Source organism: Streptomyces sp. NPDC087215 (assembly GCF_044744885.1).
In the GTDB taxonomy this organism is placed as follows: Bacteria; Actinomycetota; Actinomycetes; order Streptomycetales; family Streptomycetaceae; genus Streptomyces.
Genome location: NZ_JBIUZD010000008.1, coordinates 1 through 14,960, shown reverse-complemented (window position 1 = coordinate 14,960; position 14,960 = coordinate 1). Strand labels below are relative to the sequence as shown.

Sequence of the window (14,960 nt, the reverse complement as noted above, 5' to 3'; positions counted from 1 at the left end):
TCATGACGAACACCGTCAAGACCGTCAACCACTGGATCGGTGGCAAGACCGTCGAGGGCACGTCGGGCAACTGGGGCCCGGTCACCGACCCGGCCACCGGCGCCGTGACCACCCGTGTCGCCCTCGCCTCCGTCGAGGAGGTGGACGCCGCCGTCGGCGCCGCCAAGGACGCCTTCGCGACCTGGGGCACCTCCTCGCTCGCCCAGCGCACCACGATCCTCTTCAAGTTCCGCGCGCTGCTCGACGCCAACCGGGACGCCATCGCCGAGCTGATCGTCGCCGAGCACGGCAAGGTCCACTCCGACGCCCTCGGCGAGGTCGCCCGCGGTCTGGAGATCGTCGACCTGGCCTGCGGCATCACCACCCAGCTCAAGGGCGAGCTGTCCACCCAGGTCGCCAACCGCGTGGACGTGGCCTCGATCCGCCAGCCGGTGGGTGTCGTCGCGGGCATCACGCCCTTCAACTTCCCGGCCATGGTCCCGATGTGGATGTTCCCGATCGCCATCGCGACCGGCAACACCTTCGTCCTCAAGCCGAGCGAGAAGGACCCCTCGACGGCCCTCAAGCTCGCCGAGCTGTTCGCCGAGGCGGGTCTCCCGGACGGTGTCTTCAACGTCCTGAACGGTGACAAGGTCTCCGTGGACCGCCTCCTTGAGCACCCGGACGTCGCCGCGATCTCCTTCGTGGGCTCGACCCCGATCGCCCGTCACATCCACACCACGGCCTCCGCCAACGGCAAGCGCGTCCAGGCGCTCGGCGGCGCGAAGAACCACATGCTGGTCCTCCCGGACGCCGACCTCGACGCGGCGGCCGACGCGGCCGTCTCGGCGGCGTACGGCTCCGCCGGTGAGCGCTGCATGGCGATCTCCGCGGTCGTCGCCGTCGGCTCCATCGGCGACGAGCTGGTGGGCAAGATCCGCGAGCGCGCCGAGCAGATCAAGATCGGCCCCGGCAACGACCCCACCTCCGAGATGGGCCCGCTCATCACGGCCGTCCACCGCGACAAGGTCGCCTCCTACGTCACCGGCGCGGCGGCCGAGGGCTGCGAGGTCGTCCTCGACGGCACCGGCTACACGGTCGAGGGCCACGAGAACGGCCACTGGATCGGCCTGTCCCTCCTGGACCACGTGCCGACCACGGCCGCCGCCTACCAGGACGAGATCTTCGGCCCGGTGCTCTGCGTGCTGCGCGCCGACACGTACGAGGAGGGCCTCGCCCTCATCAACGCCTCGCGGTTCGGCAACGGCACCGCGATCTTCACCCGTGACGGCGGCGCCGCCCGCCGCTTCCAGCTGGAGGTCGAGGCGGGCATGGTCGGCGTCAACGTGCCGATCCCGGTCCCCGTCGGCTACCACTCGTTCGGTGGCTGGAAGGACTCGCTCTTCGGCGACCACCACATCTACGGCACCGACGGCGTGCACTTCTACACCCGAGGCAAGGTCGTCACCACCCGCTGGCCGGACCCGTCCGACGCCCCGTCGGGCGTCGACCTGGGCTTCCCCCGCAACCACTGATCCACCCCGGGCGGACCGGGCCCCCGAGACGCGAACGACCGCGCCCCGGGGGGCCCGGAGCCGTATCCGGACCGGTGACGACCGACCCGCCCCGCCCGCCGGGTCCGACCGCTCCGCGTACCGCGCCCGTGGTACGCCCCCGGGGCGCGTACGACTCCAGGAGGGGAGACGGCTCCGCCCCCGGGCAGCTCCGGCACACAGGCGGCCCGCTTAGGCTCGATGCCATGCGACTCCGAATTCCCCGGTGGGCCGCGGTCACCGCCGTCCTCGCCGTTCTCGCGGGCGCCGGCACCTGGACCGCCGTCGCCTCGGACGATCCGGCCCCCGTGCACCGCGCGGACCGGACGCTCGACCTCGACGGCGTCCGGCTCGACACCTCCTACTTCACCGGCGACGGCGCCGGGCGCCGCCCCGCCGTCCTCCTCGGCCACGGCTTCGGCGGCTCCAAGGACGACGTGCGCGCCCAGGCCGAAGGGCTGGCCCGCGACGGCTACGCCGTCCTCACCTGGTCCGCCCGTGGTTTCGGCGCCTCCACCGGCGAGATCGGACTCAACGACCCCGAGCACGAGGTCAAGGACGTCCGGAAGCTGATCGACTGGCTCGCCGACCGCCCCGAGGTCCTCCTCGACAAGCCCGGTGATCCGCGCGTCGGCGTCACCGGCGCCTCCTACGGCGGCGCGATCTCGCTGCTGGCCGCCGGACACGATCCGCGCGTCGACGCCGTCGCCCCCCGGATCACCTACTGGAACCTCGCCGACGCGCTGTTCCCCGACGGTGTCTTCAAGAAGCTCTGGGCCGGGATCTTCTTCTCCACCGGAGACCGTCCCGAGGGGCCGGGGCAGCGGGCCGGGTCCGCCTGCGGCCGCTTCACCCCCGAACTCTGCGGCCTCTACCAGCGCGTCGCCGTCGCGGGGAAGCCCGACGCCGCCGCCCGCGCCCTCCTCGAAGCCCGGAGCCCCTCCGCCGTCGCCGACCGGATCAAGGTGCCCACCCTCCTCGTCCAGGGCCAGTCGGACTCCCTCTTCACCCTCGCCCAGTCCGACGCCGCGGCCCGCGCCCTCACCGCCAACGGCGCCCCCGTCGCCGTCGACTGGATCTCCGGCGGCCACGACGGCGGCGACCGCGAGACCGACCGCGTCGAACAGCGCGTCAACACCTGGTTCGACCGCTGGCTGAAGCGCGACACCTCCGTCGACACCGGCCCCGCCTTCCGCGTCAGCCGTACCGGAGGCGTCGACTCCACCGACGGGCGGGCCACCCTGCGCGCCGCCACCGCCGACCGCTACCCCGGACTCACCGCGGGCCCCACCGGCATCACCCTCACCGGAGGGCCGCAGAGCTTCACCAACCCCGCGGGCGCCACACCGCCCGCCGTCTCCGCCGTCCCCGGACTCGGCGGCGGCCTCTCCGGCCTCTCCTCCCTCGGCGTCGGCCTCTCCCTCGACTTCCCCGGCCAGTACGCCCGCTTCGACAGCGCACCGCTGACCGGACAGCTCCGGATCACCGGCACCCCGACCGTCCGCGTCAAGGTGACCTCCACCGCCGCGGACGGCTCCGCCGTCCTCTTCGCCAAGGTGTACGACGTCGGGCCCGACGGGCGCCAGCAGGTGCTGCCCGCCCAGCTCGTCGCGCCCGTCCGCGTCGCGGACGCCACTTCCGGCCGGACCGTCACGCTCACCCTGCCCGCGATCGACCACGAGGTGGAGTCCGGGCACCGGCTGCGGCTCGTGGTCGCCGCCACCGACCTCGGCTACGCCTCCCCGCTCGTCCCCGCCGGATACACCGTCGCCGTCGACGGCCCGCTCACCGTCCCGACCGCCCCCGGTCTCGACACCCAGGCCGTCACCCTGCCCTGGTGGGTCTGGGGCCTGCCGCTCCTGGGCCTCGCCGTCGCCGCCGGACTGCTGCTCACCGCCCGCCGCCGCACCGGCGCCCCCGCACCGGACCCCGGCCTCGCCACCGTGCCCCTGGTGATCACCGGACTCTCCAAGAAGTACAAGGGCGGCGACCGGTACAGCGTCCGGGACCTGTCGTTCCGCGTCGAACAGGGCCAGGTCCTGGGTCTCCTCGGGCCGAACGGCGCGGGCAAGACCACCACCCTGCGGATGCTGATGGGCCTGATCGCCCCCGACGAGGGCGAGATCCGGGTCTTCGGCCAGGCGATCCGCCCCGGCGCCCCGGTCCTCTCCCGGGTCGGCGCCTTCGTGGAGGGCGCCGGATTCCTGCCGCACCTCTCCGGCCGGGAGAACCTGGACCTGTACTGGAAGGCCACCGGCCGCCCCGCCGAGGACGCCCACGTCGACGAGGCCCTGCGCATCGCGAACCTCGGCGGCGCCCTCGAACGCGCGGTCCGCACCTACTCACAGGGGATGCGCCAGCGCCTCGCCCTCGCCCAGGCCATGCTCGGCCTGCCGGACCTGCTGATCCTGGACGAGCCCACCAACGGACTCGACCCGCCGCAGATCCGCGAGATGCGCGAGGTCATGATCCGGTACGCGGCCGACGGCCGTACCGTCATCGTCTCCAGCCACCTCCTCGCCGAGGTCGAGCAGTCCTGCACCCATCTCGTCGTCATGGACCGGGGACAACTGGTGCAGGCGGGCCCGGTCGCGGAGATCACCGGCTCCGGCGACACCCTCCTGGTGACGCTCGGAGGACCCGTCGACGACGTCCTCGTGGAGAAGATCGGCGCGCTTCCGGGCGTGGCCGGGGCGACCCGTACCGACGGCGGCATCCTCGTCCGGCTCGACGGGATCGCACCCACCCTGCTCATCGGCGAACTCGTCGCCCTGGACGTGCCGCTGACCGGCGTCGGACCGCACCGGCGCCTCGAAGACGCGTTCCTGACCCTGATCGGAGGAGGTGCCGCATGAGCGTGCTGCCCGACACCCCCACGGCCCCCGTGGAATCCGCACCCGGCTACCGCGCCGGGCGCACCCTGCCGCTGCGCGTCGAGGCCCTCCGCCAGTGGAAGCGCCGCCGCACCCTGGTCATGGGCGGCATCCTGGTCGCCCTGCCGTTCGTCCTGATCATCGCGTTCGCGGTCGGCGGCGACCGGGAGGGCGGCAGCGGACGCATCACCCTGATGGACACGGCGACGGCCTCCGGCGCCAACTTCGCGGCGACCTGCCTCTTCGTCTCGGCCGGATTCCTCCTCGTCATTCCCGTGGCCCTGTTCTGCGGGGACACCGTCGCCTCCGAGGCGAGCTGGTCCTCGCTGCGCTATCTCCTCGCCGCGCCCGTGCCCCGGTCCCGGCTGCTCGCCTCCAAGCTGGCCGTCGCCCTCGGCTACAGCGCCGCCGCGATGGTGCTGCTGCCGGTCGTGGCCCTGGCGGCGGGCACGGTCGCCTACGGCTGGGGGCCGCTGCTGCTCCCCACCGGCGGCGCGGTGCCCGCCGGGGACGCCCTGTTCCGGCTCGCGGTCGCCGTCGCGTTCGTCTTCGCGTCCCAACTGGTCACGGCCGGACTCGCGTTCTGGCTCTCCACCCGCACCGACGCCCCGCTGGGCGCGGTCGGCGGCGCGGTCGGTCTGACCATCGTGGGCAATGTCCTCGACGCGGTGACCGCTCTCGGTGACTGGCGCGAGTACCTTCCGGCGCACTGGCAGTTCGCCTGGATCGACGCGCTCCAGCCGCAGCTGGAATGGGGCGGCATGGTGAAGGGCACGGCGATCTCCCTCACGTACGCCCTGGTCCTCTTCGCCCTAGCCTTCCGGGGCTTCGCCCGCAAGGACATCGTGTCCTAGACCGAGGAGACCCGCCCGGACTACATCCGGCCGACCGGCACCCGTCCCGGGCCCGTCCGGACCTGCCCCGGGCGACCGGACCCGCACCGGGCCGACCCGACCGCCCGGGGTCCGGGTCAGGGGCCGGGTCCCGGGCGGTCGGTCACTCACAGCCACCCCCTTCGAGCCGCTTCCGCGCCCGCGCGGAAGCGGCTCGTCGTGCCGAGGGCCGTCATCAGCTCCCCGACCCGGCGGCTGTACGTCCGTGCCGACATGCCGAGCCTGGTCGCCGCCGTCTCGTCCGTGAGCCCCGACAGGAGGGCGTCGAGCACCGGACGCAACTGCGGAGGCAGATCGCGGGGCGGTGGCGGTGGCGGCGGTACGTACGTCAGCTCCTCCGCCGCCGCCCAGCAGGCGTGATGGGTCCGGACGAGGGCCTGCACGATCACCGGGTCCCGGATCAGCAGCAGCCCGTTGTAGAGCAGTTCGAGGTCGAGCGGCACCGCCGCCACCGTCCGGTCGACCACGATCAGCTTGAACGGGATCGCCTCGACCAGCCGGGCCCGGCCGGGGAGCCGGAGTCCGTCCTCGATCCGGGACAGCGCGTGCCGAGGCACGATCCGTCTGACCTCGCCGGCCCGCTCCGCCGCGGCCCGCATACACGCTCCCGCCAACTCCAGGAACGGCTCGGGGATCGCGCAGCCCGCGGACGCGACCGGGTCGTCGAAGGTCAACAGCTCGTACCGCGTGGAAGCGGCCAGCCCGGCGAGTGCCGCGCTGATGCGCCGCGCCCCCCGGACCGGTCGCCCCGCGGGCCGCTGTCCCTCGGTCGCGGCCCGGTTCATCGCCGAACGGGCGAGCATCACGGAGCCCGCGCTCTCTGCCACCGCTGACCACCCCCGCCCATCCGATGTCCACTCAATGTACGCATGTGACTGCACACGGTGACAACCCCTGTTGAGAAGGATGGCGAATCCATGCCACCTCACGTCACCCCGGTCGCCGTCGCCGCACCGAGATGCATCCGCAACTCCTCCGACGGCTCCGCGCGGCCATCCCGACCGTCACATTCACAAGTGCCTTACGAAGAAGGGGAGATGATGTGCGCCGACGCGAGCCATGGTGAATCCGCCGCAGACGGAGGCGGTTCCCGGCCATCGCCGCGCTCCTCACCGCCGCACTGACGATCGGGCGCGCGTCCCGGACGGCGACGGAAGCGCCTCCGTCTCCGTCTCCGCGCTTCGGGGGACCGGCACAGCTGTTCCCCCGTGCCCCGACCGAGTTGGCGACGGCGGGGGTTGGGGTGGCAGCGGAGGGCGGGGCGCCCCCGGTCCGTCCGGCCGGAGCCCCGGCCGGAGACGGGCGCGAGCGTCCCGCCCCGCCGACCACCTGTCCGCCCCCGCCCTCCCCTTCACCCTCGGCGCCGACACCGCCTCCTGCGGCTACGCCAGTCACCCCTTCGACGGGAGGTGGCCCCGATCCGGCGACCGTGCGCCCCGAGACGTTCGTCGACGGCTTCGGCCCCGACCGCCCGCGCCCCGCAGGCAACGGTTCCGGGGTGGTCTTCGAAGGGGCGCACGCCGGTCGATGTGACGGCCGGTCCCTGGCGCGGGTCGGGCGCGTCACCCGGGACACGGACCGTCATGCCCCGCGCCCGGCCGTCGCGCCCACTCCCATCGCCGACGTCTCCGGTCACCCGGCCGAGCCCGGTCGCCCCGGACCCGTCAAGGAGCTCCCTGACCTGCTCGACGAGGGACTCCGGACTCCGCGACGACGACTCGAGGGCGCCCTCGTCGCCTTCGGCGCGGCCGGGACCCGGCTGCCGACGATCCGCACGGCTGCCCCTCGCCGGTAGCGCCCTCGGCCGCTCATTCCGGGACTCGCGCCCCTCACGCGTAGGGCCGACGGCTCGCTGTTCCGGCGCCCGTACCCGTACCGGCGCCCGTACCCGTCAGTCCAGTGGTCCGCCGCTCGTACCCCTTGCGCGCGGGGCCGACGGCCGGTCATTTCCGGCATCCGTCCCGTGCCGGTGGGGGCCACTCGCCGGTCCCTCCGGCCTCCCCGTCCGTACCCATGGGGCCAGCGGCTCGCGCCCCCGGCACCCGTGCCCCCACTCGTAGGGCCGGTGATCGGGCGTTCCGGCGCCGTACCCCCGCCCGTGAGGCCAACCGCCGGTCACTCCGGCACCCGTACCCTCATCCGTGAGGCCACCGGCCGGTCGCCCCGGACCCGTCCCGGCACCCGGACCCCGCACCGGACCCCGCACTGGACCCACCCCGGCCCCCTCCCGTCTCATCTGTCTCTCCATCCCCACGCCGGACTCGATCCGCCCCCATCTCCCGTGTCACACGTGTCACTTGTGGTCCCGTAAGGCTCCCGGGTGGGCCGGTGGGCGGTCAGAATGACGCATGGCCTCCCTGCTGCTCGCCCTCGCCGTCGGATGCACCGGTCTGTACGCCGGTTTCCTGCTGGTCTTCCAGACCGGGATCATGCCCGCGCTCGCCCGGCTGGAGGACGCCGAGTTCGTCACGGTGATGCGCCGGATCAACGAAGCGGTGCCGAGGGCCGTCTTCATGACGGTCTTCCTCGGAGTGGCCGCCTTCCCCGTCGCCGCGTTCCTCGTGCCCGCCGGCGGGCGAACGGACGCCCAGAAGTGGCTCGTGCTCGCGGGACTGGTGTGCGCGCTGCTCAACCACGTGGTCACCGTCGGCGGCAACGTCCCGCTCAACAACGCGCTGGCCGCCCCCGAAGGCCCCGGCGACGACCCGGCGGCCGTGCGCGCCGCCTTCGAGCGGCGCTGGAACGGCTTCCACCGGATCCGTACGGCCCTGGTGGTCATCGCGTTCGGTCTGCTGACCGCCGCAGCGGTCGGGTGAGGAGGGCCTTGTTCCGGACCGTACCCGGCGGCCGGTTTCTGGCCGGAAATCGCAGGTGTGAACCCCGTTGTCAGCTGCGAGGACCCCCGAAAGCGTACCTGTGAGTCCGGAAACAGCCTTCCTTCATGGGTGCGGTCCCCGCCAATGACGAAATCACTACGCCTCAATAACCGGACAAAGAGGGTGAATCACCACGATATCAGGGGTCGGGATTCCGTACCCTCCGGTTTCTTATTGACATGCCTACGGGGGTCTTTTCTAATCATCGGGAGTCATCCCGCACACAGACACCGCACAGGCACTGAGGGGGCAAGGTGGACGTCCGGATTCTGGGGGGACTTTCGGTGCGCGAGCACGGGGTGTCGATCACCCCGACCGCAGCGGCGCCCCGTCAGCTCCTCGCCCTGCTCACGGCCAGCGCCGACCAGGTCGTCCCCGTGACGGTCCTCACCGAGGAACTGTGGCCGTCCGGCGCCCCGCACGGGGCCCGCGCCGAACTCCAGTCCCACATAGCCGGGTTGCGCGCCCTCATCGCGGGCGCGCTGCGCGGCGCCACCCCGGCCGAACCCCGGCCCGGCTGGTCGGACCGGCGCACCGCCGACGCGATCCTCGTCTCCCAGCCCGGCGGCTACCGCCTCGACACCGGCGGCGGCACCAACGACGTCTGGCAGTTCGAGCGCGCGGCCGGAGCGGGCTACCGGGCCATGGAAGCGGGAGACCTCCCGCGCGCCGCCCTCCGCCTCGGCGAGGCCCTCGCCCTCTGGCGCGGCGAACCCTACGCGGGCGTCGCCGCCGGACCCCGCCTCCGCCGGGAGATCGAGCGCCTGGAGACCTCCCGGCTCAGCGTCCTCGACCAGTGGACCGAGGCACAGCTCGGCCTCGGCGGACACGCCGAACTCGTCCCCGAGCTCTCCGGCCTCACCGCCCGCTACCGCACCAACGAACCCCTCCACGCCCACTACATGGTCGCCCTGCTGCGCTGCGGACAGCACGACGAGGCCCTCGCCGTCTTCGACCGGCTCCACGCCACGCTCCTCGCCGAGACCGGCATGGAACCCTCCGCGCGGCTGCGCCGCCTCCGCCGCTCGGTCCTCGCCGTCCGGGACACCGCCGGCCTCCCCGTGTACGTGCCCCGCGTGCCCACCCAGTTCAGCCCCACCCGGGGACGTCTCGTCCCCGTCGGCTCCTCGGTCGGCTGACGCCCGGGAACCAGAGCCGCCCGCCGACAGTTACCGGTGGGGAATGAAGTCCGGCAGCTCACCGTTGACCGACTCCCGAAGCCGAATTATTTTCGGCGAGCAGTACGGGTTTCCTCCCAGGTGCCCGATTTCGCTCGATCACGGGAGTAGGGACCATGAGCTTGTACGGCGCGGACGGAGCCGGTGGTGCCCACGCGCTGCTCACGGTCCTCGAACTGCTCGCGGCCCAGGCACCGCCCGCCCGGTTCGACGCCCTCCTCGCCGAGGCCCGCACCACCGGCCTCGACGGTGACACGCTCGACCGGCTCGAACGGGCCGTCGCCCTCGCCGGAGTGGTCCGCGCCGGACAGGGCCGCGACCCCCGCCACGAGGCCGGACTCATCGCCCTCACCGACACCGCCCGCGACCTCACCTCCTCGTACGACCTCGACGGCCTGCTGCGGGTCATCACCCACCGCGCCCGGCTGCTCCTCGGCCTCGACCTCGCGTACGTGACGCTGCGCGGCCCGCACGGCGCCTGCTACGTCCACACCACCGACGGCGCCCTCGCCGACCACCCCGTCGGCCGGGAGGGCGCCCCCCGGCTCGCCCCCGGCCTCCGGTTCGCCGAGGGATACGGCGTCGGCGGCTTCGTCCAGCTCCTCGGCGAACCCGTCTGGACCGCCGACCACCTCGCCGACGAACGCTTCGCTCCCACGGCCAGGACCGGCACCGGCATCCACTCCCCGGCCTTCGACGAGGCCGCGGAGGCCGCCCTGCGCGCCGAGGGCCTGCACGCCGTCATGGCGGCGCCGCTCCGCAGCGGCGACACCGTGATCGGCGCCCTGTACGGCGCCGACCGGCGCGTCCGCCACCACACGCCGGAAGAGGTCGGGCTCCTCGCCGCCCTCGCCGACCTCGCCGCCCTCGGCGTGGAGAAGGCCGGACTCCTCGACCGCACCCGCACCGAGGTCTCCGAACTCGAACGGGACAGCGCCCGCGTCCGCACCAGCCTCACCCGGATGCGGCACGTCAGCGAGGCCCACAGCCGCATCATGAACCTCGTCCTCGCGGGCGGCGACCTGTGCAACGTGGCCAAGGCCGCCGCCGACGCCCTCGACGCGACCGTCATGGTCCGCGACCAGGGCGGCCGCTGCCTCGCCACCGCCGGGGACGTCCCCGCACTCGACGAGAAGGCCGTCGCCAAGGCCTCGCTCGACGCGCACGCCCGCCGCCGCCCCGTCCCGGCCGCCGACGACACCTGGGTCGCCCCCGTCATCGCGGGCTCCGAAGACCTCGGCGTCCTCGTCGTCCGGACCGCGGGCGGACTCACCGGCGAGGACGAACGCCTCCTCGAACTCGCCGCCCAGTCCATCGCCTTCCTCCTCCTGATGCGCCGCTCCACCGCCGTCGCCGAAGGGCCCGTCCGCGACGAACTCCTCGACGACCTCATCGCCGACCCGCCGCACGCCCCCCAGCAGATCGCCCAGCGCGCCCGCCGCCTCGGCGTGGACCTGCGCAAGGCCCACGTCCTCGTGCTCGCCCGGCCGGAGGGCGGCGAGCAGGGCAGGGCCGTGGTCTGGGCGTCCTCGTACGCGTACCGGCTCTCCGGACTGAAGACCGTGCAGGGCGGCTGCATCGTGCTGCTGCTCCCCGGCATCGACGCCTCGGCCGCCGCCAAGGCCGTCGCCGCCGAACTGTCCCCGCTGCTCGGGCACCCCGTCTCCGTCGCCGCCGCCGGACCCGGCTGGAGCCCCGACGGCGTCGGACGGCTCCACCAGGAGGCCGGCCGCTGCCTCGACGCGATGAGCGCGCTCGGCGGCACCGGCTCCGCCGCGTCCGTACAGGACCTCGGCTTCCTCGGGCTGCTGCTCTCCGACGACAACGACGTCGACGGCTTCGTCGAGGCGGCCATCGGACCCGTCCTCGACTACGACGCCGAACGGTTCACCGACCTCACCCACACCCTGGAGGCCTACTTCGCCTCCGGCGGCAGCCCCACCAACGCGGCCGAGGCCCTGCACGTCCACCCCAACACGGTCTCCCGCCGCCTGGAACGCATCGGCGAACTCCTCGGCCCCGAATGGCAGAAGCCCGGCCAGGTCCTGGAGGTCCAGCTCGCGCTCCGCCTCCAGCGCACCCGCGAGGTCCTCGCCCGGGGCCGCGCCGCCACCGACCCGCACCGCAGGCCGCCCGGCCCGCCGGAGCGCAACGCCTGAGCGCGACGCCCGCCCGAACCACCGGAGGCCGGGACCACCCCGACGGCGCCCCGCGCGCCCTCACCGCGGCAACGCCCGAGCCACCGGAGGGCCGGGACCCGCCACCGGACACAAGGCATCCCCGGCGGGGCCCGAGGCCCGCCGGGGAAGCACCGCGCCCGGCGCTCAGCTCGCCGTACGCCCCGACCGGTAGCCCGAGTCCCAGTCGGCGCTGGACAGCGCCGTCGCCGCGTGCGCCGCCGACGCCAGCGTGATGTGCCGGTGCCAGCCCCGGTACGAGCGGCCCACGAAGTCCCGCAGCCCCGCCCCCTCGCCGATCTCCACGAAGTCCCGCTCCACCCGGCGCGCCAGCTTCGTCAGCCGCAGCAGGGAACCCACCGGCGACCCGGTCAGATCGCTGATCCACACCCGCGACGGAGCCCGCCGGGGGTCGTCCCACTCACCGAGCAGCACCAGCGGACGCATCCGCTCCCCGCCCGGCGTGGGCAGCGCCACCCGGACCGCCGTCGCCAGCGAGGTCCGCGAGGTCCGCGCACCCGCCACCGTGTCCACCCAGCTCACCGGCCTCCGCAGCCCCTTGAGGGACTCCAGGATCTGCACGGCGGACAGCGGACCCGCGCCGAAGCCCGGCAGCGAACGGTCCGCGATCGCCAGCCGCGAGCCGGGACCGATCCGCGCCACCACCGGCACCCCCGCCCCCGCGAGCCGCGTCAGGGCCGCCCGCCCCGCACCGCCCCGGATGTCGAGCAGCACCGGCTTGCGGGCCACGTCCGGCCAGCGGGCCGCGTCCAGCGCCACCGCCACCGCACACTCCTCAAGCGTCTCCTCGCCCGCCTCCTGGGGAACCTCCGCGCGGTCGCGCCGCGTGCGGTCGTTCACCCAGGGGTCCGGCAGGAACAGCCGCCAGTTGACCGGAACGCTCAGCTCCTCACCTGCGAACCACACCCCGAACGCCTGCTGGCCGTGGAAGACCTGCCCGCGCTCCGGGTCGAACCGCCGGTCCACACCCACCGAGTGCTCCCCGGCCTTCGGGATCGGCATCGGCCGCACCACCCACGCCTGCGGACAGCTCGTCCGCTCCAGGTGCCGGGCGAGCGCCGCCCGCATCGGCAGCCAGTCCCAGGTGGAACTCGACACGAAGTGGTGCAGGCTCTGCTCGGCGGCGGGCCCCCCGATCTGCGCGGCGATGTTCCGGATCGACTTGCGGCCCTGCGCGGTGAGCAGACCCCGCAGATACTGCTCGGCCTTCAACCGCTGGTCACGGCGCGGGAAGCCGGAGAACAGCGCGGCACACAGCTCGGCGTAGACGTCCTCGCGCGAACCCCCCGCGCCCGCTGACCTGACGACGCCCAGGGGCGCGGCCGGCGGAACGAGCCCGGCGGCGGTCCTGCGCTTGGTTGCGACGGATGTACTCACGACACTCCTGCCCTCAGGTTGCGCAGCTCCCTCCCGCTGCTCCACCAAGGTCACCCGGAACCACCCCCGGGGACGAGGTGTACCCGGCACCCGAATCGGCCGCCGGATGGTGGTCCGGCCACCCCTCGCCGTGTCGTCGCAGGTCAGAAGGGTGCCTTCCGAGGGTGGCGGAACACCGTCCAGCCGCCTCCGCGGCACCCGCCCCCGGCCCTGCCCGGAGCGCCCCGAATACCCCACGGGGGGATCTGACAGACTCTCCGACGCCCCTTTGACCGGTCGCGGGGCGTGGCCGGACCATCGCAGAGCGAGGCTGCACGGGCCGGACCCCGGTTAAATGCCCCAGGCCGGGTGCCGCGCCTGTGCGCCTCGCCTCGACGTCCTCGTACCCTTGAGGCATGGATCTCCGCGGCCGGCTGCCCGTCGTCGGGGTCGTGGCCGCGGGCGGAGCCCTCGGAGCGGTCGCCCGGTACGCCGCCTCGCTCGCCTGGCCCACAGCCACGGACGCCTTCCCCTGGACGACCTTCGCCGTCAACGTCTCCGGCTGCGCCCTCCTCGGCGTGCTCATGGTGCTGCTCACCGAGACCATGACCGCCCCGCACCCCCTGCTGCGGCCCTTCCTCGGGACCGGGTTCTGCGGCGGCTACACCACCTTCTCCACCTACGGTCTCGACACCCAGCGGCTGTTGGCCACCGGGGAGACGGAGCGCGCCGTGCTCTACCTCGGCGGCACCGCCGTCACCGCGCTCGCCGCCGTCTGGGCGGGCGTCACCGCCGCCCGGACAGTGGCGGCGCGCACCGGAGAGAGGGGAGCACGATGACCCGGCTCACGGGCAGGGCACTGCGCCTGACGGTCCTCGTCGGCGAGAACGACACCTGGCACCACAAGCCGCTCTCCACCGAGATCGTGCACCGGGCCCACGCGGCCGGTCTCGCGGGCGCCTCCGTCTTCCGGGGCGTCGAGGGCTTCGGCGCCTCCTCCCGCATCCACACCTCCCGCATCCTGTCGCTGAGCGAGGACCTGCCGGTGGCGGTCCTGATCGTCGACACGGAGGAACGGGTCCGCGCCTTCCTCCCCCAGCTGGACGAACTGGTGACGGAGGGTCTGGTCCTCCTCGACGCCTGCGAGGTCGTCCGGTACGCGGGCCGCGACGGGGACGGTTCCGGGGGCGGGGAGACGCGGGAGTGAACTGGCTGCTCGTCGTCGTGGGCGCCGCCGTCGGCGCCCCGCTGCGCTACCTCACGGACCAGGCGGTCCGCGCCCGGACCGACTCGGTGTTCCCCTGGGGCACGTTCGTGGTGAACGTCGTCGGCTCGTTCGTGCTCGGGCTGCTCGGCGGCGTCGCCTCCGCCCACACGTACGCCCTGCTCGGCACCGGACTGTGCGGAGCCCTGACGACGTACTCGACGTTCTCGTACGAGACGCTGAAGCTGTACGAGGGCGGGGCGAAGGCGTACGCGGCGCTCAACGTGGCCGGGAGCCTGACCGCCGGACTCCTCGCCGTGTGGCTGGGGGCCGAGGTGGCCGGGCCGCACTGACGGCATCCCGGCCGATGGCTCTGGGCCGAAGACAGGTGTGTTCCCGGCCACTGGCGAGGCGGCGGCGGGGCGCTCCCTCGTAGGGGATGCGTCAAGACGGGCCCGTACGGCGTTAGGGGCCCGTCAACGGCGGCGGTGGACGGCCCCGGGGACGGTTTCCTCATCCTGTCCGAGGAACCGTTCCTCGTCTTTTCTCACCGGGAGCTCACGATGGCCGATCTGGCCTTCGTCGTCACTGTGGTCGCGGTTTTCGCGCTGGTGGCGTTCATTGCCAAGGGGGTGGCCAAGCTGTGAGTGCCGAGAATGTTGTCGGTCTGGTGGTGGCGGTCGCTCTGCTGGGCTATCTCGTCCTGGCCCTCGTCAAGCCCGAGAGGTTCTGAGTACGCTGATGAGTCCGGTTCTTGCTGGGGTGCTCCAGCTTGTGGCGTTGGTTGTGGCGCTGGGTCTGTCGTACCGGCCTTTGGGTGATCATATGGCCCGGGTGTATTCCCCGGGCC

The 14,960-nt window shown here is 73.5% G+C and carries 14 protein-coding genes; 12 read left to right on the top strand and 2 right to left on the bottom strand.

The features are described 5' to 3' along the window. Positions 1-2 precede the first annotated feature (2 nt). The 3 genes from mmsA (at position 3) to ACIO92_RS21055 (ending at position 5,259) form a co-directional block, all read left to right on the top strand. On the top strand, positions 3-1,514 hold the full coding sequence (mmsA, locus tag ACIO92_RS21065; protein ID WP_366441172.1) for a CoA-acylating methylmalonate-semialdehyde dehydrogenase: 1,512 nt from the start codon (positions 3-5) through the stop codon (positions 1,512-1,514). A gap of 224 nt (positions 1,515-1,738) precedes the next feature. Further along, the gene (locus tag ACIO92_RS21060) at positions 1,739-4,387 is read left to right on the top strand and encodes an alpha/beta fold hydrolase (RefSeq protein WP_401237345.1); all 2,649 of its coding nucleotides are present in this window, start codon (positions 1,739-1,741) and stop codon (positions 4,385-4,387) included. Next, positions 4,384-5,259, top strand: coding sequence for an ABC transporter permease (locus tag ACIO92_RS21055; protein WP_401237346.1), 876 nt, complete (start codon positions 4,384-4,386; stop codon positions 5,257-5,259). Before ACIO92_RS21060 ends, ACIO92_RS21055 begins: the two co-directional genes overlap by 4 nt. Positions 5,260-5,405: 146 nt before the next feature. Here the strand turns inward: ACIO92_RS21055 and ACIO92_RS21050 are convergent, their stop codons facing one another. Continuing rightward, on the bottom strand, positions 5,406-6,125 hold the full coding sequence (locus ACIO92_RS21050; RefSeq protein ID WP_366441175.1) for a DNA-binding response regulator: 720 nt from the start codon (positions 6,123-6,125) through the stop codon (positions 5,406-5,408). Between the two features lie 602 nt (positions 6,126-6,727). Between ACIO92_RS21050 and ACIO92_RS21045 the strand changes: the two genes are divergently transcribed. From ACIO92_RS21045 to ACIO92_RS21030, 4 genes are all read left to right on the top strand, one after another. Further along, positions 6,728-7,093 (top strand): hypothetical protein, encoded by a 366-nt coding sequence (locus tag ACIO92_RS21045; RefSeq protein WP_402282869.1) that lies wholly within the window; start codon positions 6,728-6,730, stop codon positions 7,091-7,093. 553 nt (positions 7,094-7,646) lie between these two features. Further along, positions 7,647-8,114, top strand: a complete 468-nt coding sequence (locus ACIO92_RS21040; protein ID WP_402282871.1) for a DUF1772 domain-containing protein — start codon at positions 7,647-7,649, stop codon at positions 8,112-8,114. Positions 8,115-8,428: 314 nt separating this feature from the next. Beyond that, positions 8,429-9,313: a BTAD domain-containing putative transcriptional regulator gene (locus tag ACIO92_RS21035; RefSeq protein ID WP_401237347.1), complete on the top strand. Its 885-nt coding sequence runs from the start codon at positions 8,429-8,431 to the stop codon at positions 9,311-9,313. Positions 9,314-9,468: 155 nt separating this feature from the next. Further along, a complete protein-coding gene (locus tag ACIO92_RS21030) occupies positions 9,469-11,511 on the top strand; it encodes a helix-turn-helix domain-containing protein (protein ID WP_366441178.1) in 2,043 nt (680 codons plus the stop codon). Positions 11,512-11,676: 165 nt separating this feature from the next. On the opposite strand, the gene ACIO92_RS21025 is transcribed toward ACIO92_RS21030, so the two are convergent. Beyond that, positions 11,677-12,927 carry a transposase gene (locus ACIO92_RS21025; RefSeq protein WP_366441179.1) on the bottom strand — a complete coding sequence of 417 codons (1,251 nt, stop codon included), beginning with the start codon at positions 12,925-12,927 and terminating at the stop codon, positions 11,677-11,679. 395 nt (positions 12,928-13,322) lie between these two features. Between ACIO92_RS21025 and crcB (ACIO92_RS21020) the strand changes: the two genes are divergently transcribed. From crcB (ACIO92_RS21020) to kdpF, 5 genes are all read left to right on the top strand, one after another. Beyond that, on the top strand, positions 13,323-13,745 hold the full coding sequence (gene crcB / locus ACIO92_RS21020; RefSeq protein WP_401237348.1) for a fluoride efflux transporter CrcB: 423 nt from the start codon (positions 13,323-13,325) through the stop codon (positions 13,743-13,745). Continuing rightward, the gene (locus tag ACIO92_RS21015) at positions 13,742-14,113 is read left to right on the top strand and encodes a DUF190 domain-containing protein (protein WP_366441181.1); all 372 of its coding nucleotides are present in this window, start codon (positions 13,742-13,744) and stop codon (positions 14,111-14,113) included. Before crcB (ACIO92_RS21020) ends, ACIO92_RS21015 begins: the two co-directional genes overlap by 4 nt. After that, positions 14,110-14,463 carry a fluoride efflux transporter CrcB gene (gene crcB / locus ACIO92_RS21010; RefSeq protein ID WP_366441182.1) on the top strand — a complete coding sequence of 118 codons (354 nt, stop codon included), beginning with the start codon at positions 14,110-14,112 and terminating at the stop codon, positions 14,461-14,463. Before ACIO92_RS21015 ends, crcB (ACIO92_RS21010) begins: the two co-directional genes overlap by 4 nt. 135 nt (positions 14,464-14,598) lie before the next feature. Next, entirely contained in the window at positions 14,599-14,757 is a 159-nt protein-coding gene (locus ACIO92_RS21005) for a hypothetical protein (RefSeq protein ID WP_402282875.1), read from the top strand. After that, positions 14,754-14,843, top strand: a complete 90-nt coding sequence (gene kdpF / locus ACIO92_RS21000; protein WP_402282877.1) for a K(+)-transporting ATPase subunit F — start codon at positions 14,754-14,756, stop codon at positions 14,841-14,843. Before ACIO92_RS21005 ends, kdpF begins: the two co-directional genes overlap by 4 nt. Positions 14,844-14,960 lie beyond the last annotated feature (117 nt).